The organism is Myxococcus stipitatus DSM 14675 (assembly GCF_000331735.1).
In the GTDB taxonomy this organism is placed as follows: Bacteria; Myxococcota; Myxococcia; order Myxococcales; family Myxococcaceae; genus Myxococcus; species Myxococcus stipitatus.
The window spans coordinates 1,128,111-1,147,335 of the sequence record NC_020126.1; the positions used below are offsets into that span (position 1 = coordinate 1,128,111).

General features: G+C 71.3%; 12 protein-coding genes. 2 read left to right on the forward strand and 10 right to left on the reverse strand.

Translation table 11 applies throughout. The features are described 5' to 3' along the window. Entirely contained in the window at positions 1 to 903 is a 903-nt protein-coding gene (locus MYSTI_RS04565) for a MerR family transcriptional regulator (RefSeq protein ID WP_015346526.1), read from the forward strand. On the opposite strand, the gene MYSTI_RS04570 is transcribed toward MYSTI_RS04565, so the two are convergent. From MYSTI_RS04570 to MYSTI_RS04610, 9 genes are all read right to left on the reverse strand, one after another. Then, a complete protein-coding gene (locus MYSTI_RS04570; protein ID WP_015346527.1) occupies positions 860 to 1,945 on the reverse strand; it encodes a WD40/YVTN/BNR-like repeat-containing protein in 1,086 nt (361 codons plus the stop codon). The two genes, MYSTI_RS04565 and MYSTI_RS04570, sit on opposite strands and share 44 nt — an antisense overlap. Positions 1,946 to 1,977: 32 nt before the next feature. Beyond that, entirely contained in the window at positions 1,978 to 3,465 is a 1,488-nt protein-coding gene (locus tag MYSTI_RS04575; protein WP_015346528.1) for an ADYC domain-containing protein, read from the reverse strand. 182 nt (positions 3,466 to 3,647) lie between these two features. Beyond that, entirely contained in the window at positions 3,648 to 8,282 is a 4,635-nt protein-coding gene (locus tag MYSTI_RS04580; protein WP_015346529.1) for an nSTAND1 domain-containing NTPase, read from the reverse strand. Then, on the reverse strand, positions 8,279 to 10,102 hold the full coding sequence (locus MYSTI_RS04585) for a sigma 54-interacting transcriptional regulator (RefSeq protein ID WP_015346530.1): 1,824 nt from the start codon (positions 10,100 to 10,102) through the stop codon (positions 8,279 to 8,281). Before MYSTI_RS04585 ends, MYSTI_RS04580 begins: the two co-directional genes overlap by 4 nt. Positions 10,103 to 10,203: 101 nt before the next feature. Further along, the gene (locus MYSTI_RS04590) at positions 10,204 to 10,869 is read right to left on the reverse strand and encodes a hypothetical protein (RefSeq protein ID WP_015346531.1); all 666 of its coding nucleotides are present in this window, start codon (positions 10,867 to 10,869) and stop codon (positions 10,204 to 10,206) included. A gap of 5 nt (positions 10,870 to 10,874) precedes the next feature. Next, positions 10,875 to 11,369, reverse strand: coding sequence for a hypothetical protein (locus MYSTI_RS04595; RefSeq protein WP_015346532.1), 495 nt, complete (start codon positions 11,367 to 11,369; stop codon positions 10,875 to 10,877). Between the two features lie 277 nt (positions 11,370 to 11,646). Further along, a complete protein-coding gene (locus MYSTI_RS04600) occupies positions 11,647 to 13,086 on the reverse strand; it encodes a hypothetical protein (protein WP_015346533.1) in 1,440 nt (479 codons plus the stop codon). A gap of 54 nt (positions 13,087 to 13,140) precedes the next feature. Next, positions 13,141 to 14,565 carry a hypothetical protein gene (locus tag MYSTI_RS04605; RefSeq protein WP_015346534.1) on the reverse strand — a complete coding sequence of 475 codons (1,425 nt, stop codon included), beginning with the start codon at positions 14,563 to 14,565 and terminating at the stop codon, positions 13,141 to 13,143. Positions 14,566 to 14,587: 22 nt separating this feature from the next. Next, positions 14,588 to 16,141, reverse strand: coding sequence for a hypothetical protein (locus MYSTI_RS04610; RefSeq protein ID WP_015346535.1), 1,554 nt, complete (start codon positions 16,139 to 16,141; stop codon positions 14,588 to 14,590). Positions 16,142 to 16,444: 303 nt separating this feature from the next. On the opposite strand from MYSTI_RS04610, the gene MYSTI_RS04615 reads away from it, so the two are divergent. Further along, positions 16,445 to 17,683, forward strand: coding sequence for an APC family permease (locus MYSTI_RS04615; RefSeq protein WP_015346536.1), 1,239 nt, complete (start codon positions 16,445 to 16,447; stop codon positions 17,681 to 17,683). Here MYSTI_RS04615 and MYSTI_RS04620 read toward each other — a convergent pair. Then, complete coding sequence (locus MYSTI_RS04620; RefSeq protein WP_015346537.1) at positions 17,680 to 19,119, reverse strand: glutamine synthetase family protein; 1,440 nt, start codon at positions 19,117 to 19,119, stop codon at positions 17,680 to 17,682. The genes MYSTI_RS04615 and MYSTI_RS04620 overlap by 4 nt on opposite strands. Between the last annotated feature and the right edge of the window lie 106 nt (positions 19,120 to 19,225).

The following is a 19,225-nucleotide window of genomic DNA, read 5'->3' on the forward strand; positions in this document are numbered from 1 at the left end:
ATGGCCGAGCGCACCTACCGAATCCACGTGGCGGCGGAGCTGTCAGGCGTTCGGGTGGAGCTCATCCGCGCCTGGGAGCGTCGCTACGGAGTCCTGCAGCCGCTGCGAACCCCCGCGGGCTATCGCGTCTACACGGAGCGGGACGTGGCCGTGCTCAAGCGGCTGAAGAAGCTGACCGACGAGGGCGTGGCCATCAGCGAGGCGGCGAAGCTCCTCCCGCAGCTGCTCTCGGAGCTGACCGCCACGCCCGCGGCGAACGGCGACGTGCATGGCTCCGGCGCGGCGCTGACCTTCTGGCGGGACGCGGCGCTGCTGGCCGCGGAGGCGTATGACCAGGGCGGCGTGTCCACGGTGGTGGATGACGTGCTGTCCGCGCTGCCTCCGCTCAAGGCCTTCGAGGGAGTGCTCGCTCCGCTCCAGCGCGAGGTCGGTGAGCGGTGGCACCTGGGCGAGCTGTCGGTGGCGCAGGAGCACCTGGTGACGCAGGTGGTGCGAGCGCGGCTGGTGAGCCTGCTGCACTCGGCTCCCGAGGGCGGACGGCGCCACGCGGTGCTCGCGTGCTTCCCGGATGAGGAGCACGAGCTGGGGTTGCTGGGCGTGGCGCTGCGTCTGCGGCACGCGGGCTTTCGCGTGACGCTGTTGGGACAGCGTGTGCCCGCCGGAGACCTGGGGCGCGCGGTGGCGCGGCTGCGGCCGGAGCTGGTGGGGCTGTCCGCCGTCACCGACTCCGGCAAGGACGTCTTTCGCGACACGCTCTCCCAGCTCATGCGCGCGCTGCCGGAGGCGCTCTCCGTCTGGGTGGGCGGCGCGGCGGCGGTGACTCACGCGGACACCGTCGCCCGCCTGGGCGCGCGGCTGTTCAGCGACGACCGGGATTGGGAGCGCCTGCTGGAGGGGGAGTGACGGGACTTCGCACGCGCTCGAGCGTGGCGATGCGTCCCGAGTCCCCGACGGCCCAGACCCGCCCGCCTCCAGCTCCGGAGCGGGACGACGCGACGGCGTGAAAGCCCAAGGGCCCCAGCGGTATCCAGCTCCGCGCGCCGTCCACCGACAGCTCCGAGCCGGAAGGGCCCACGGTGATGAGCGTGGGGCCCGGAGCGCCATGCACCAGGGCGATGCCGGAGCGGTAGCCCGCGGGACGGGTGCGCGGCGCGCTCCACGTCTTGCCCCCGTCGAGCGTGAGGGCCAGGTTGCCCGTCGGGTCGGAGTGCCGCTGGTGATGGCCCCCCACGGCGATGCCCTGCTGCTCACTCCAGAAGAGCAGCGAGAAGACGCCGCCGCCGTCACCCGTGGCCAGGGGCGTCCTGGCGGCGCTCCAGGACGTGCCTCCATCCGTGGTGCGCAGCACCCGCGCCGCCGCGCCTCCCATGCCGAACCACGCGTGCTGGGTGCCTCGCGTGGCGATGCTGGTGCCGCTGGCGGCGAAGCCCGCTTCACCGGGGAGCGCGGGAGGAAACGCCGTGGCCGGGAGCGGCGTCCAGGTGGCGCCGCCGTCCGACGTGCTCACGACGAGGAACTGGCCCTCCACCGGGTCGCTGAAGGCGAGGCCCCGGCGCTCGTCCCAGAAGGCCATGCCGTCGAAGAACGCGCCCGCGGTGGTGTTGGTGAACTGGAGCGTCCAGCTCTTGCCGCCATCCACCGTCTTGTAGATGCGGGACTTGTTCCCCTCGCCGATGGAGAGCAGGTAGGCCGTCGTGTCGCTGAAGGCGTCCACGTCCCGGAAGTCGAGCGCCTCGGCTCCCGGGACGGTGCCTGCCTTCCACGTCTGGCCTCCGTCCGTGGTCAGGACGAAGGTCCCCTTGTCTCCGCTCGCCCAGGCCACGCGCGGGTTGACGGCGCTGATGCCTCGGAGCCGCACGGTGGTGTGGCTCGCCTGTTCCTTCCACGCCATGCTGGAGCTGCCCAGCGACAACAGCACCGCCAGCCCCATCGCGCCCACCATCATCGTGCCTCCTCCCGAGAGGGGAGGAGGGTAGCTCAGGGCTGGGGGAGCTGGTTGGACTTGGACTCGTTGAAGACGATGCTCTGGTAGTGCTGCTTGGCTTCCTGCGCGGAGTCGCAGATTTGAGAGCACCGCGGCATCGTGGGGTAGAGGCGGCAGTCGTTGGTGATGTGGCCGTTCTGGTCGTACTTGGGCTCGTTCAGTTGCACGCACGGCGCCTCCAGGTGCTGCCATCGCCAGTGGCTCAGGCACGCGGGGCCCTCGGGCCTCCAGCCCGCCTCGAAGGTCATGTCCGCCGGAGGAGGAGACTGGGGCGCGGGGATGATGCTGGGGTTCATGCTGTCCCAGGGGCGAATCTTCGTGCCGTCTTGCGTGAAGGACGTGCCGTTGCCGCAGTAGTCCGCGCGCGCCATGCGGGTGCAGGCCCAGTGCGCCATCGTCACGCTTCCGGACACGAGGCCGTCGAGCCAGGGCTTGTAGCCCCAGCGGTAGCACTTGGCGAGCACGCCCGGGTCACACGCGAAGGTGAAGTGCTCGGTGGTCTCGGTGCGGTTGCCCGCGCTCGAGAACGTCCCCGACAGCGGCGCGGCCCAGCCCCAGCCCACGTTGGGGTCCACGCCCGTCGTGCACAGGTCCACGCTGGGGGCGCCCGTGGTGGGCGGGGGGCGGACCTTCACGCGGTAGAGGTACGTCTCTCCGCTGTCGTCCCAGATGCCCGGTGACTCCGGAATGGTGACGGTGTCGGCGTTGCGCGCGTCCACGATTTCGAGCGTGGTGTTGAAGTAGAGCTCGCTCTGCCGCCGCGCGCCCATCCGCGCCCCGATGAGCTGCGCTCCACGCAGGCGCTTCGCCTTGGCGGGGAAGTACGGCGCGACGAGCGTCCTCACGGGCGCGCTCCAGTTGTTCTGCGTGGAGGCCATGGGCGCGTCGAGCACCGTGTAGATGCCGCTGGCGGGGCAGGTGAAGGTGACCTTGGGGCAGAGGATGGTGCACTCGAGCGGGCTGCCGGGCGTCGGCACGCCGTGGCCGAGGTAGCCCGGGCCCTGGTGCTCACAGGGCTTCTCGTCCGCGCAGACGCGCAGGATGGGCTTGCCCGAGCAGCTCCCGGTGGTGCCCGAGCAGGTCCCGCTGGAGAGGTTCACCTGCGCGCCGGGGGTACACACGCCCTGTCCCGCGACGGTGAAGCCACAGGCGCGGTCCGGCCCGCTGGTGGGCTGGAGGCAGGCGACGAGGCTGGGAGTCGTCCCCATCACCTGGAGCGTCATGTCCGCCTCGAGCGTTCCGCGGTGGAGCAGGAGCTTCGCCGCGCGGCGGTTGCCGTCGTACATCACGGCGGCATCCGCGAACCGGGTGGCCTCCACCAAGGTGCCGTGGAGCTGGGTGCCCTGGGAGTGGGAGTCGTCACCTTCCATGGAGGCGGTCTGGGACTCCATCGCGGCGGCGGTGTCCTCCGGGACGGGGCCGCAGGCGAGGAGGAGGGAGAAGCACAGACTCGATGACAGCAGTCGGGACAAGGCGCTCATGCGAAGGACCTCGGGTTTCATTCGACTCATTCGGGGACGTGTAGAGCATCCCGCGTGCCAGGGGGATGTCCGGAGATACCTGGGGGACGGCAAGGTTGGCGCACCGGAGGGGGGCCCAAGCGGCGGCGGTTACCGGCAAGACTTGCCGGTCCGGCCGAAGTTGCCGTCCGCGAAGGGGTTTTTCAGGAGCGAGGCGTGGCGCAGACGCGCAGGCCGATGAGGGCCTCTCGCTGGGTGGGCTCCACGCGGTCCCGGTTGGCGCTGTGCGCGGTGAGGTCGCTCTGGTACCAGCTGCCTCCCTGCGCGGAGGGCTTGGCCGGGTCCACGCTGGAGCGGGTCCATTCCCAGACATTGCCCGCCAGGTCATCCACGCCGAAGGGGCTGCGCGAGCGCGGATGGCTGCCCACTTCATCGGGACCGAAGCCTCCCGGCTCGCGGCCGTACGTCACGTCGTGGTTGGCGTCGTCCGGGCTCAGCCAGTCGCCGGACGGGTAGCGCCGGCCATCCGCGCCCCGCGCGGCGCGCTCCCACTCGTGCTCCGTGCAGATGCGTGCGCCGGGGACGCGGCCGGTCTGGTCCAGCCAGGCGACGTAGGCGAGGGCGTCATCGAAGGAGATGGCGGACACGGGGAAGCGCAGCCAGTCCTGCTCGGCGCGGCGCTCGCGCTTGCCGTAGCGCAGTCGCTCTCCGTCGCGGACGCTGTAGCTGGCGGAGGCGGGCCGCAGGTTGAGGCGCCAGCGGCCATCCTGCTCCTGGGCCAGGTCCACCACGGTGAGCCTGCGGCGCGAGCCCGGCATGCGCGCGGTGCGCTCGTCGGGCGTCAGGGTCTCGAGGAAGGCGATGTACTCGCCGAAGGTGACCTCGTTCCGCGCGATGAGGTACGCGCCGGTCTCCACCTCGTGGAGCGGGGGCGCGAAGAAGAAGGCGCGCCGCAGGTACTCGCTCTCGGAGGCGCCCTGGAGGAAGCGGCCGGAGGGGATGTAGACGAATCCCTGGGGCACGGCGGACGGCGTGGGCAGCGCGAGGTCCAGCGCGAGGGCCTCTCCGGGACCGAGCAGCACGGGGACTCGCACGGGAGTCCGGCCCGGGGCTTCCACGAGCAGGAGGTGTGAGCCGGTGGGCAGCTCCACGTCGCGCAGCGGTGTCTGGCCCAGGTCGCGTGCCTTCTCCTCCGCGAGGCCGGGCAGGGTGTTCAGCAGGCTCACGCGTGCGCCCGCGGGCTTCGTGACGAGCGAGACGCGCGCGGGAGATTGGAGCTTCTGGCGCCGGGCGCCGGAGGTGTCGTAGGTCGCCAGCCTCGCGAGGAGCTGGGTGCGCAGCGCGGTGTTTCGTTGGCGGTCGGCTCGCGTGACGCGCTCCACGAGGAGGTCGGCGAGGGGGCCATTCACGCGGGAGCTTCCCGGGTCCAGGCCCCACGCGGTCTCCAGCGCGGCCTGGGCCTTCAGGGAGAGCGTCTCGATGGCTTGCTCTTCGGTGAGGACCTGGGACCAGAGGGCCTCGGCGGCCTCGCGGCGCTCGGGGCCCGGGGTGTCGAAGAGGGTGAAGGCCTGCTCTCGGAGCTGGAGGGCGCGGGTGTCCTTGAGGTGGGCCTCCTCGCGGAAGCGCCGCGCTTCGTCCAGGTGGTGGGTGATGCGTGCCTCCAGCTGGGCGCGCGACTGGACGCGGGTGACGGCGACCACCGCGAGCAGCGCGAGGGGTGCGGCGATGGCGACGGTCCAACGCGCGAGCCTGCGGCGGCGGGCCTTCTGCTGGGAGCGGGTGAGGAAGGTTTGTTGGGTGGGGTCCTCGGGGAAGACGTTCGCGACGCGGGCTTCGGTGAGCTGGCGCTCCGCGTAGAGCAGCTCGGCGGGGCGGCCCAGTCGTTCCCACTCGGCGGTGGCGCGCGCGAGGCGGTGGCGGATGGCGCGGCGCTGCTCGTCCTGGCCCAGCCAGCCGCGCAGGGTGTCCCAGCCGGTGAGCAGGCTCTCGTGCGCGAGGGTGTAGACGCCTTCGCCGCTCTCGGCTTCGCCCGCGGTGAGGAGGCGGCCTCGCACGAGTCCGTCGAGGACGGCGCGCCCGTTGTCATCGCCGGGGCCGCGCAGCAGCTCGTCGCGGGTGCGGCGCAGGCGGGTGCCCTCGGGGGTGACGAGCTCGAGGAGCAGCTCGCGGGCGCGGGGTCGCTGTTCGGGGCGGAGGCGGTCCACCACCGCGTCCGCGTGGCGGGCCAGGGCACCCTCGACGCCGCCGAGGGAGGTGAGGGCCTCGGAGGGGATGACTCCGCGCGGGACGTCGCGTGCTTCCCACAGGGCCTCGAGGGCGAACTGCAAGAGGGGCAGGCCGCCGTCGGCGCGGGCGGCGGAGGTGACGAGGGTGTCGACGAGGGCGGGGGACTCGAAGTGGACGCCGAGGGCGCGGGCGGGACCTTCCACGGCTTCGCGCAGTCCGCGCTCGGACATGGCGCGGACGAGGTACAGGGCGCGAGGGAGCTCATCGCCCAGGCCGGGCAGCGCGGCGAGCCGGGTGAGGCAGTCGCTGCGGGCGGTGGCGAGGATGCGGACGCGCGGGGCTCGGTGCAGGAGCAGCGCGAGCTCATCGGCGAGCTTCGCGGCCTGGGTGGGGTCGGAGAAGGTGACGAGCTCTTCGAGCTGGTCGATGAAGAGGAGGACGGGGGCCGCGTGGGTGGGGCGGCGGCGGAGGGCTCGTGCGAGGGCGCCGGGTTCCTCGGTGTCCACCTGGGCGAGGAGGGACTCCGCGCTGGTGGAGAGCACGGGGGCGAGGGCATCCGCGAGGGCATCGAGCGGCTGTCTTCCGGGCGTGCAGGAGACGAGGGTCCACGCGGGGCCATCGTCTCCGTGCGTGGAGCCGGAGACGGCGGGCACGACGCCCGCGCGGCACAGGGAGGACTTGCCGACGCCGGAGTCGCCGGCGAGGAGGACGAAGCGCTCGCCACGGAGGCGGTCGATGACCTCGCGCAGCTCGGGTTCGCGGCCGAAGAAGACGCCGCGGTGTTCGGCCTCGAAGGCGCGCAGGCCGCGGTAGGGATTGCCGGAGGGGAGGGGGCTGGCGTGGGTGGGGAGGGCGAGGGACTCGAGGGCCTCGCGGAGTGCGTCACCGGATTCGAAGCGTTGCGTCGGGTCGAGGGCGAGACAGCGGTCCACGATGGCGGCGAGGCCCGTGGGGAGGTCGAGCTGTTGGCCGGCGAGAGGGGGTGGGCGTTGTTCGAGCACGGCCTGGCCGAGCTCTTCGAAGGGGACGTGTTGGTGGGGGGCGGAGCCGGTGCACAGCTCGTGGAGGAGGACGCCGAGGGCGTAGATGTCACTGGCGCGGGTCGCGGGCTCTCCGCGCCAGAGCTCGGGTGAGAGGTAGAGCGGGGTGCCGGGAACATCGAACACGAGCCGGGGCTGGTCGCGGAGCGTGAGTGGCACACCGTCCCAAGGACCACCGGGAGCGGAAGGAGAGACAGGGCTCGCGACGTCGCGGCGCGCGGTCGCGCGATGCGGGCCAGAGGGAGGCAGGAGCGAGGAAGGCGGGCCGTCGCCGGTCTGCTGCGGGCGGGTGTCGACAGGGGAGGCTGGGGCCGATGATGGGCTCAGCGCCCGGTGCTCACCGAGTGTCGGTCCATGCGCGGAGGCGACCTGTGCAAGCGGGCGCGTCTCGAAGCGCGAAGCCGGTGTGGAGGGCCGCGCCAATGCATGCAGCGCATCGAGTGGGTCATGCGCCGAAGGCGTCTTCCCGAGTGGGCGCGTGTCGACAGGGGACGCGGGTGCTGCTGGCTGCGCCAACGCGCGCAGCGCATCGAGCGACTCATCCGCGGACACAGAATGTCCGAGAGGGCGCGTCTCGACCGGTGATGGCGATGAGGATGAGTGGGCTTCATGCTCCCCGCTCGCGGACACGGAGTGTCCGAGGGGACGCGTATCGACCAGCGAGGCAGGCGCAGATGACCGCTCTCGTGCGCTCCGCGCATCGAGCGACTCAGTCGCGGAGGCGGAGTGTCCGAGCGGGCGGGTGTCGACTGGTGATGCGGAGGAGTGGGCTTCATGCTCCCCGCTCGCGGACACGGAATACCCGAGGGGACGCGTGTCGACCGGTGATGCTGGCGCGGATGACGAAGCCCACGCTCGCCGCCCATCACTCGACTCCTGCCCGGACGTCTCCGGCCCGACGGGCCACGCCGGCGGCCGTGTCTCCACCGGATGCGAGCCCGTCACCGAATCGCTCGCGCCCTCATCTCCGCGCCCGGTATCGCGCAGCGCGACCGGCGCACCCCGCCCCGTGTCGCGCACCTCCGCGCTTGCGCCAGGCCCCACCCGCCCAGCCCACGTGCGCGGACCCCCTTCCCCCGTCAGCGACTCCGCGAGCCCGAAGTCGAGCAGCTTCACCTCTCCGTCCTCGGAGAGAATCGCGTTCGCGGGCTTGATGTCCCGATGCAGCACCCCGCACCGATGCGCCGCCGCGAGCCCCCGCGAGAGCCCCACCGCGAGCGTCAACACCCGCCGCCCCTCCAGCGGCAAGACCAACCGGTCCAGCGGCTCTCCACGCACGAGCTCGGACACCAGATACGGCTGCCCCCGAACCTCTCCCACACGGTGGATGGCCACCACGTTGGGATGCTGGAGCCGCGCAATCGCCCGCGCCTCCTGGAAGAACCGCGCCCGCGCCACCGCATCCGGCAACCCCCCCCCCGGCGTCGCGATGAACTTCACCGCCACCAACCGGTCCAGGAGCGTGTCCCGCGCCAGGAAGACCTGTCCCATGGCGCCGCGCCCCAGCGGCCGCAGGACCTGGTACTCCTCGAACTCGCGCGGTGGCTCCAGCGGCCCGGGCGGCATGCTCATTCCGTTGAGGAACCTCTGCGGGTGACTCGTGGATGAAGTCCGAACTGCTTCAGCTTGAACGAGAACGTGCGGATGGGCATTCCAATCATCTCCGCCGCCCGCGTCTGGACCCCCTCCGACGCTTCCAGCGCTTCAATCATCCGCTTGCGCTCCAGCTCACGAATCTCCTGAGCCAGCGGAATCCGAGGCCGCGCCGCCTGCGCAGCGAGCGGCTCCTGCGTCTCCACCTCCACCGAGGGCGCCTGCGCCGGGGCCTTGCCTCCCAACATCCGCGCCGGGAGGTGATGCGGCTCCACCACGTCCCCCGTCACCGCCGCCGCCGCGTAGTCCATCAGGTTGCGCAGCTCCCGCACGTTCCCCGGCCACGAATGCCGCGCCAGCGCATGCAGCGTCCCCGAGGCCAGGACCAGCTCCCGCCGCCCCAGCGCCGCACACGCCCGCTCCAGGAAGTCCCGCGCGAGCATCGGCACCTCGCGAGGCCGCTCCCGCAGCGGCGGCAACAACACCGTCGCCGCGCCCAGCCGGAAGTACAAATCCTGCCGGAAGCGCCCCGCCGCCACCTCCGCCTCCAGGTCGCGATGCGTCGCCGCCACCACCCGGATGTCGATGCTCCGCTCCCGCGTATCACCCACCCGCGTGATGCGCCGCGACTCCAGCGCCCGCAGCAGCTTCGCCTGCGCGGACGCGGGGAGCTCGCCCACTTCATCCAGGAACACCGTGCCGCCCTGCGCGCTCTCCAGGAAGCCCACCCGCGTCGCCGTGGCCCCCGAGAACGCCCCGCGCTCGTGGCCGAACAGCTCGCTCTCCACCAGCCCCTCGGGGAGCGCCGCGCAGTTGACCGGAACGAACGGCCCGGACGCCCGACGAGACCAGTGATGCACCGCGAACGCCGCGTTCTCCTTGCCCGCCCCCGTCTCGCCACACACCAACACCGGCAACTCACTGGCGGCAAGCCGCCGCAACAGCGCATACAGCTGCGCCATCGCCGGGTCCGCCACCAGCACCGTGCGCTCCGCCAAGGTCAGCCGGGTGACCCCCTCCACCGCCGACGCGAACCCCCCCGGCGTCGCCGTCCTCGCGGCCATGCGCGCCGCGGCCACCAGCGTCTCCGCGTCACACCCATCCGACGGACACGTCGCCGCCCCCAACCGCGCCCGAGGACTCGCCGCGAGCAGCGCCTCCACCCGCTCCCCCAACCCCTCCTCGCCCGGCTCGCCGGACACCTCGGGCAAGAGCCACAGCAGGTGCTCTCCATCGAGCCACCCCGCCGCCTCCGCGGGCCCCGCATCCGAGCTCAGCACCGCCTCCACCGCCTCGCGGCCCGCCGCGCTCGGTGCCTCCAACGCCAACGCGAGCACCGTGAGCGGCCGGCCATACCGGAGCGCGCGCTCCACCTCCTCGCGCAACTGCCCCATCCACCGCTCCGCCTCCAACGCCCGCCGCGCCGGCATGGGCCGATGCCTGGCGCGCACCACCGCCACCACCGCTCCAAACGCGACCACATCCCCGGACATCAACGGCCGGGCCTCTTCGATGTGCTGCCCGTTCAGCGTCGTCCCGTTCTGGCTTCCCAGGTCCACCACCCGCGCGCCCTCCTCCGTCACCAGGATGCGCGCGTGTCGTCGGGAAACACTCTCGTCCTTCAGCTTCAGGTCCGCCTTGTCATCGCGGCCCACCAGCACGACGCCCTCCGCGGGGAGCGGAAAGCGCCAGGAGGACTCTCCCTCCAGCACCAACAGGTAGGCGGCGCTCGTCCCGGACGACTCGGAGCTGACTCCGATGGGACGCGTATCTCGAACATGGGGAGGGGGTGCGACCATCGGGCGGACGTCCATGCTGGCACGCCCGCGCGGAGTCGGGCAACTCAAGGGAATCGTGAAGACACGAACCCGTGGCCGTTCAGGAGGTGGAGGAGTCACGCTCAGGGACGCCGGGTGAAGGGCAGGTCTTCACCCGCGCGCGAGAGATAGACGCGAGAGCTCCACCGACCCCCGTCATTGCGGGGACGCAGGACGGCCTGTCCCTGAATCCCCGGCACCTTCAGGAGCAGCGACAGGAGCTCCGCCCGCGCCTCGTGCCCGTCATGCTCCACCTCCAGCGTGCACAAGTGCGTGCGGCACTCCACGCGGGTGAGCCGCGAGCCCGTGAAGCTGGGGCCCCGGAAGGACTCCGTCACGAGCGACTCGGTGCGTCCGGCCCAGTCCGCATCCCGAGGCTCCGTGTTCGCCGCGGCCTCCAGCTCCGCGTCTATCTCCCGCACCCGCTCCAGCCGCGCCTGCTCCGCCGCCGCGCGCGCCTGCTCCCCGGACACGGGAGGCCTCTGCTCCGAAGCCTCCCGCGCCGGAGCTTCCACCACGGACGTGGGGGGAGGTTGCGCCAGCGCACCTTGCTGCCGACGCAGGGCGTCCAGCTCCGCGCGCAGCGCGCGGACCTCCTGTGCCAGGTCCGCTGGAGCACTCCTCGGTGGTGTCGCGAGAGCGGACGGCGCCGCGGGCTCGCGAGGTGTCTCCCCCCAGATGCTCCACACCCCAGCGGTGGCCACGGCGGCGCCAGCCAACCCCAGGACTCCCCAGCGGACCTTGGACATGGCGGCTACTCCGAGACGTAGATGCTGGCGAGCACCGAGTTGAAGCCCGCGTAGGTCTTCGGCAGCTCGCAGCGCACGGTGATGTAGCCGAAGAAGGACGCGAGCGCGGGCGCCAGGTTGATGGAGATGCTCTTGGCGTTGGCGGTGTCCGCGCCGCTCGTCTGGCCGGAGCCGGCGAGGATGGCGGTGCCGTCGGCCTCCGTCACCGTCGCGGTGCAGCGGACGTCGTCATCCAGGCTCGCGTCGACCACGGTGACGAGCACCGACACGTCCTCGTTGAGGTTGGTGACGGTGACGTTGCGCTGCACCGGGCAGACGACCTCGAGCGTGGAGCCCGTGGTGTTGACCAGCCGGCCGCTGCGGTAGATGGACGGCGTGCCGAAGCCCGACACGGAGGTGCAGAGGCCACCGGCGTAGGTGGCCGGGCCGGCCGCCGCGGGCAGGGCGCCCAACAACACGAGAGCCGCCGCCGCCTGCTTCAAGAGCGTGTGATTCGACATGGATGTCTTCCTTTTCCAGCGCGTCCCCCCGCGAGCTGTCGCGACATGCGCAAGCCCTGGAGGCGTGCTGGACGAAGGCAGAGCAACCGCGATGCCAGCGCTCCGGAGCCCCTGCGTCAGGAGGACGCGGCCCGGCGGCCCGCAAGCCTTGCCGGACCGGGCCCGAAGCGGGGCGGCAAGACTTGCCATGTCCGGCGGAAGTTGCCGGACGGCGGACCTGAAGAAGCCCCGGCCACGCACGGGCGCCGGGGCTCCTGGCTCATGCCCGCGTCGGGGGCTACTTCGGCGCGGGAGGCGCCGCGGGCTTGGCGGCGACCTGGCGCTGCGGCTGGAGCGCGGGAGGCGAGGCGGAGAGCGCGCCCAGGTAGAGCCGGCCCTGGAAGCCGTGGGGCTGGGGGGTGGAGAAGAGCTGCAGGCCCGCCGCCTGCTTCGAGGACTGCCGCGCCTCGAGCGTCGGGCTGATGCCGAAGACGTTGCACTCCACGTCCTCCCACACGTTGTAGCGGCAGGAGAACTGGGAGCCGCGCTGGAAGCCCACGTCCAGGGCGCGCACGGCGGAGGGCAGGGCCCGCGCCACGCGAGCCCCCATGGGCTGGAGGTCACCGTCCCAGTTCACCTCCGTGGTGCGCGCGTGGACGCTGCCGGTGAGCGCCAGCGTCCAGGCCTGGGGGCGCGCGGCCTGGGCCGCGAGCAGGTGCGCGGCCAGCTGCGCCTCGCGCTCGTTGCCCTGGGCCTTGTCCGCGTCGATGGCGGAGAGGACCACGTCCTTGCCGGAGGCGCGCAGGCGGCGCGTCTGCTCGACGAGCCAGAGCATGGCGCTGCTGCTGCGCCCGTCCTGGTACGTGCGGCGCCAGAACGCGCTGCCCGTGAGGAGCTCCTGCACCGCCGTGGAGTCGCCGTTGCTCTGGAGGTAGCGCTCCAGCAGCGGCTGCTCGGAGACGGGGATGGACAGGGCCAGCGTCACGGGCAATCCCTGGGACGTGGCCTCGCACACCATCCGCATCATCGCGGACGGCACTTCCTTCGTGCCCAGCGGGTCCGCCACGAGCAGCACGCCGCCCGCGGAGAACAAGGACGCGGCGCCCTCGATGCGCGCCCCGCACTCGGGCGGGAGGGCCGCGGGCGTCTCCGCCCCTTCGTCTCCCTCCATCACCACCGAGCGGATGGACACGGGGGGATTGCCGCTGACCAGCTCCAGCGCGGGCGCCATCTCCAGGCGCGCCAGCAGCTCCTGCTCGAGGCTCAGGTCGCGGTAGCCCACCGCCGGCTCGTAGCCCTCCAGCCTGGGGGCGTTCTTGAGGTCATCGGCCAGGGGGCGCAGGTCCATCAAGGGCGCCTGCCCGCTGACCCGGTCCGCGGCCTGGGTGCCGACGCCCGACATATGGGTGTAGCGGAGGCGGAAGATGCGCACGAGCGCCTGCCGGGGGCCCAGCCGCTCCCCCTTGATGTAGTAGCGCTCGGGCGGGACGACGTCTGGAATGAAGGAGGAGAACATCACCGTCCCCTGCTCCCGCTCCAGGACGTCGAGCCGCAGCTTCTCCGTGAGGAGGGTGCGCGCCGTCATCATCGCGTCCTCCAGGGGCGCCAGATAGATGACCTCGTGCGTGGGCGTCTCGTACTGGCCCGTCTCCGGGTTGTATTGGGTGGAGAGGCCGCGTGAGAAGACCGAACAGCCCATGCAGCCCAGCAGCCCCAACACCATTCCAAACCGTCGCATGACTTCCTTTCGAGAGACACGGCCCAGGAGATGTCTCCGGGGCCAGGAGGTGCGTTACTTCGTGGCGGGCGGGTGGTTGGCGGCCGTCGCCTGGCGCTGCGGCTGGAGCGCCGGAGGCGAGGCGTTCAGCGAACCCAGGTACAGCCGGCCATGGAAGCCGTCGGGCTTCGGGGCGGAGTAGAGCTCCAGGCCCGCGGTCTGCTTGGAGGACTGGCGCGCCTCGAGCGACGGGCTGATGCCGAAGACGTCGCACTCCACCTCGCCCCAGATGTTGTAGCGGCAGGCGAACTGGGAGCCGCGCTGGAAGCCCACGTCCAGCGTGCGGGTGGCGGGCAGGGCACGCGCCACGCGGGCCCCCATGGGCTCGAGCTTCCCGTTCCAGTTCGTCTCGATGGTGCGCGCGTGGATGCTGCCGGTGAGCGCCACCGTCCAGGCGCTGGGACGCGCGGCCTGGGCCTTGAGCAGGTTCTCGGCGAGCTGGGCCTCGCGCTCGTTGCCCTGGGCCTTGTCCGTGTCGATGGCGACGAGGGCCACGTCCTTGCCGGCGGCGCGCAGGCGGCGCGTCTGCTCGACGAGCCAGAGCATGGCGCCGCTGCTGCGCCCGTCCTGGTACGTGCGGCGCCAGAAGGCGCTGCCCGTGAGGAACTCCTGCACCGCGGCCACGCCGCCGTCGCTCTCCAGGTAGCGCTCCAGCAGCGGCTGCTCCGAGTCGGGGATGGACAGGGCCAGCGTCACCGGGAGCCCGAGGGAGATGGCCTCGCACGACATCCGTACCAGCGCGGACGGAACCTCCTGGGTGCCCAGGGGGTCGGCCATGAGCACGACGCCTCCCGCGGCCATCACCGACTCGGCGCCCTCCACGGGAGCGCCACACACGGGGGCGGCCTTGGCGGTGGCCTCGGCCGCTTCACCCGGGTCCTCGATGACGACCGAGCGGACGTGCACCGGCGGATTGCCGCTGACCGGCTCCAGCGCGGGCGCCATCTCCAGCAGCGCCAGCAGCTTCTGCTCGATCTCCATGTCGCGATAGCCGAACGCCGGCTGGTAGCCCTCCAGCCCCGGGATGTTCTTGAAGTCCGTCGCCAGGTTGTTCGGCCAGCCGTGCTGGCCCGCCCGGCTGGTGGCATCCGGCCCGGACGGCGAGAGCTGGTTGTAGCGGATGCGGAAGACGCGGATGAGCGACTGCCGGGGCCCCAGCCGCTCGCCCTTGATGTAGTAGCGCTCCGGGGGGACGACGTCCGGGATGAAGGAGGAGAACATCACCATCCCGTCCTCCTTCTCGAGGACGTCGAAGCTCCGGGCCTCCAGGATGCGACGGGCCGACATCATCGCGTCCTCGGCGGGCGCGAAGTAGACGACTTCCTGCGTGGGTATCTCGTATTGGCCCGTCTCGGGGTTGTATTGGCTGGAGATGCCTCGGGTGAAGAACGAGCAGCCCATGCAGCCCAGGAGTCCCAACACCATTCCAATCCGTCGCATCGTCGTCTCCTCCGGTGGGGGTCTATTTCGTCGCGGGTGTGTGATGAGCGGCGGTGGCCTGTCGCTGCGCCTGGAGCGCGGGGGGGGAAGCGTTCAGCGCGCCCAGGTACAGCCGGCCGTGGAAGCCGTGCGGCTGCTGCGTGGTGAAGAGCTCCAGGCCCACGCGCTGCTTGTCGGCCTGGCGGGCCTCGAGCGTGGGGCTGATGGCGAAGACGTTGCACTCCACTTCATCCCAGACGTTGTAGCGGCACGCGAACTGGGTGCCGCGCTGGAAGCCCACGTCCAGGGCCCGCGTGGAGGGCAGGGCGCGCGCCACGCGAGCGCCCATGGGCTCGAAGTCCCCATCCCAGCTCACCTCGGTGGTGCGCGCGTGCACGCTGCCGGTGAGCGCCAGCGTCCAGGCCTGGGGGCGCGTGGCCTGGGCCTCGAGCAGGTGCTCGGCCAGCTGGGCCTCCCGCTCGTTGCCCTGCGCCTTGTTCGCGTCGATGGCGGCGAGGGCCACGTCCTTGCCGGAGGCGCGCAGGCGGCGGGCCTGCTCGACGAGCCAGAGCATGGCGCGGCTGCTGCGTCCGTCCTGGTACGTGCGGCGCCAGAACGCGCTGCCGGCAAGGAGCTCCTGCGCGTCCGCCGACTCGCCGTCGCTGGCGAGATACTGCTCGAGCAGCGGCTGCTCGGAGACGGGGATGGACAGGGCCAGCGTCACGGGCAATCCCTGGGACGTGGCCTCGCACAGCATCCGCAGCGCCAGGGTGGGGACCTCCTGGGTGCCCAGCGGGTCCGCGACGAGCAGCACGCCTCCCGCGGAGAACAGCGCCGTGGCGCCCTCCACGGGAGCCCCACACTCGGGGGCGAGGGTGGCGGTGGCCTCACCGGCCTCGCTCCAGCCCTCCATCATCATGGAGCGCATGGGCACCGGGTTGTTGCCGCCGACCAGCTCCAGCGCGGGCGCCATCTCCAGGCGCTCCAGGAGCTTCTTCTCGATGCCCATGTCGCGGTAGCCGCTCGTCACGCGGAAGCCCTCCAGCCCCGGGGCATTGGGGAAGGGATTCGCCATGGCGAACTGCCGGGGCATGGACTTCACGTCGGCCGGCGAGCTCGTCGGCGCGCTCATGATGGCTTCCATGCGCGAGTCGAGCGGGTTCTGGTACTCGAGCATCTCCTGGCGGTTGGTGCGGCTGTTGAGGTCGTTGAACTGCTTGGGCCCCTCCTCGATGAGGTTCTCCATCTCGCTGTAGCTGAGGCGGAAGACCCGCACGAGCGTCTGCCGAGGCCCCAGCCGGACGCCCTGGATGTAGTAGCGCTCGTGGTTGCGCAGGCCCAGGCGGTTCTTGCCCGGCTCGTGGGCGGAGGAGAACATCTCCAGTCCGCCCTCCTTCTCCAGGATGTCGTAGCGCTCCTCCTCGAGGATGCGCCGGGCCGTCCGCATCGCGTCCTCGACGGGGACCAGGTAGACGACCTCTTGCGTGGGGACCTCGTACTCCCCCGTCTCGGGGTTGTACTGGGTGGCCAGTCCACGGGTCATGTTGGCGCAGCCCACACAGCCCAGGAGCCCCAGCATCATTCCAAACCGTCGCATGACTATCTCCGCGCAGCAGGGCCCAGGAGGTCGGGACAGGGCCAACGGACTGTGTCAAAGCGTCGAAACGCTTGGAGCCTGCGGGCATATCGCTCATCCCCCGCCGCACCGCCTCGACCCGCGATTGGACCACACCTCCCGTGAGGATGGGCATGGCCCCGGGGCTCGGTTCGTCCCGCGCGACCCGGGGAGTGTCCTGGGCCGCGTGCTGGGGGCGCGGTTTGGTGCCGGGGGCTGGGGTGTAGTGAACTGAGGCGCGTGACCGCCTCCACCGTCGCTGTCCCCTCTCCGCCGGAACGCACGGTGGGGCCCATCCAGTTGTTGGCGCTGGGCGTCAACGGCATCGTCGGCGTCGGCATCTTCTTCGCGCCCTCGGGCGTCGCCGCGCGAATGCCGGGCATGGGCGCGGTGCTCGTGTTCCTGCTCACGGGGCTGGCGCTGGTGCCCGTGGCGCTGGCGTTCAGCGTGCTGGGGCGCCGCTTCGACTCGGATGGCGGGCCGGTGGTCTTCGCGCGAGCGGCCTTCGGTGAGCGAGCGGCCTTCCTCGTGGGCTGGGTGGCCTACGTCAGCGCGTTCCTGAGCACCTCCGCGGTCATCGTGGGGCTGTCGCAGTCGGTGGCGCCGTCCTTGGGGCTGGAGGGCCCGGTGGGGCAGCGCGTGCTGGCGTCGGCGCTCGTCACGGCGTTCGCGGGCATCGTCGCCTCGGGCATCCGAGTCTCGGCGCGCGCGTGGACGGCGCTCACGGTGCTCAAGCTGCTGCCGCTCGTCGCGCTGCTCGTCGCGTTCGCGTCGGTGACGGCGCCGCCCGCCATGTCGCCTCCGACGGTGGGGATGGCGGACAGCGCGTGGCTTCGCGCGGGGTTGGCGGTGATGTTCGCCTACCAGGGGTTCGAGGTCGTCCCGGTGATTGCCGGACAGGTGCGCTCGTCGGCGCGCACCGTGCCGCTGGCCACGGTGGGCTCGCTGCTGGGCGCGGTGTTCTTGTACGTGGGGCTGGTCTGGGCGTGTGTCGCGGCGCTGCCGAACCTGGCCACGTCGGCGGCGCCCTTGGCGGAAGCCGCGGGGGTGTGGGGCGGGGCGGCGCTGTCCCGGGTGGTGACGGCGGGCACGAGCGTGTCCGCGCTGGGCATCTGCGTGGGGATGATGGTGACGACGCCGCGCTACCTGTCCGCGCTGGCGTCAGGAGGGAGGACGCTGTTCGGCCTGGACGGGATGTCCGACCGGGGCGTGCCCGCGCGGGCGCTGGCCGTCACGTGGGTGGTGGTGGTGTTCTTCGTCAACCTGGGGAACCTGCCGGAGCTCTTCGCGCTCTCCAGCATCGCCGTGCTGATGCAGTACGGCGTCACGGCGGCGTCGCTCGCGAGGTTGTCACTGCGAAAGGAGCGGGGCCTGCGCCCGGTGCACGCGCTGCTGGCGGTGCCCACGCTGGGGTTCGGCCTGACGCTGGTGGGCTTCGGCGCGAGCGCCCGGGAGGCCGCCACCACCGCGATTGCGTTGGTGGCGGGCCTGGTGCTGCTGGGCCTGTCCCGGCCGAGGGCCTAGAACTGGCTCCAGAGGTACTGGTTGGTGACCTCGTGGTGGAACTGGATTTCGGAGTACTTCACGCGCGAGCCCAGCTGCTTGGGGCAGCGCTCGGCGGAGGCCGTCTTCAGCTCGGCGAACTTGCCCTGCACGCTCTCGCCCAGGATGCTGGAGATGAACTGGCTGCCCTTGAAGAGGCGGACGGCGTCGAAGATGTTGTCGGGCAGGAAGCGGGTGCGGCTGCGCTTGCTCTCCGCGTCCTCCTGGGGCTGCGGGCCCTCCAGGCCGGTGCGCAGGAGCACGTAGCTGGCCAGGTACGGGTTGGCGTCCGGGCCCACGGAGCGGCACTCGACGCGGGCGGAGCGCTCGTTGCCGTAGGGGATGCGCACCATGGCGCCGCGGTTGTTGGCGCTGGCCTTGATTTGATTGGGCGCCTCGAAGTGCGGGTCCAGGCGGCGGTACGCGTTCACGCTGGAGTTGAGCACCAGGCAGATGTCATTGGCGTTGGTGAGCAGCCGGTCGATGAACTCCCAGCCCATCTGGCTCAGGCCGTCCTGGCCGGCCTTGTCGTAGAACAGGTTCTTGCCGCCCTTGGACAGTGACATGTTCATGTGCATGCCATTGCCGTTGACGCCCGTGACGGGCTTGGGGAGGAAGCTGGCGGTGGTGTCCATCTGCGCGGCGACCTGGCGGCAGAGCAGCTTGTAGAGCTGGATCTGGTCGGCGGAGATGAGCGCCTCGCTGTACGTGAAGTTCATCTCGAACTGGCTGGGCGCCACCTCGGGATGGTCCTTCTCGTTCTGGAAGCCCATGGCGCGCTGGGCCTCGGCGGCCTTGTCGATGAAGGCGCGCAGCGGGTCTCCGGGCAGCGAGTGGTAGTAGCCGCCGGTGGAGATGAAGTCGAACTTGCCCGTCTCGTGGTAGTGGCGCTCGGCGTCGCGGCCCTTGAAGAGGAAGCCTTCCACTTCCGGCGCGGTGTGGAAGACGGTGCCGTCCTTCTGGTACATGGCCTCGGTGATGCGCTTGAGCTGGCCGCGCATGTCCGAGTGGTACGGGGTGCCGTCGCGCTCCAGCACTTCGCTGAACACCAGCACCTTGCCGGGGCCGAAGATGTCGGAGGGCAGCCAGTAGAAGGAGCCCCAGTCGACGTTCAGGCGCAGGTCACTCTCCGCCTGCTGGGAGAAGCCGCGGATGGAGGAGCCGTCGAAGGTGAGGTTGTCGGCGCTCTTGAGCAGGAACTTCTTGTCGTAGTCCAGCATGTGCAGCCGACCCTCGAGGTCGGTGAAGCACACGGTGACGGCCTTCAGGGCGCGCTCGTCGGTCAGGTACTTGATGCGCTCCTCACGGACCTTGTCCGGGGACTCGTGCCGCAGGCGCTGCTCCTTCACCCGCAGGTTGCGCTCCTCGAGCTCGTCGTAGGGAATCTCGAGGAACGTCCTCAGCCCTTTTGTGTCCATATCCGTGCCTCCCTGGCCATGCGCGCCGCCGCGGCGCATCAAATCCGTGGGCACAGAATTTACATCTGGGGATTTGAAATCAAGTCTAAATCTCCGGCGGACAAAT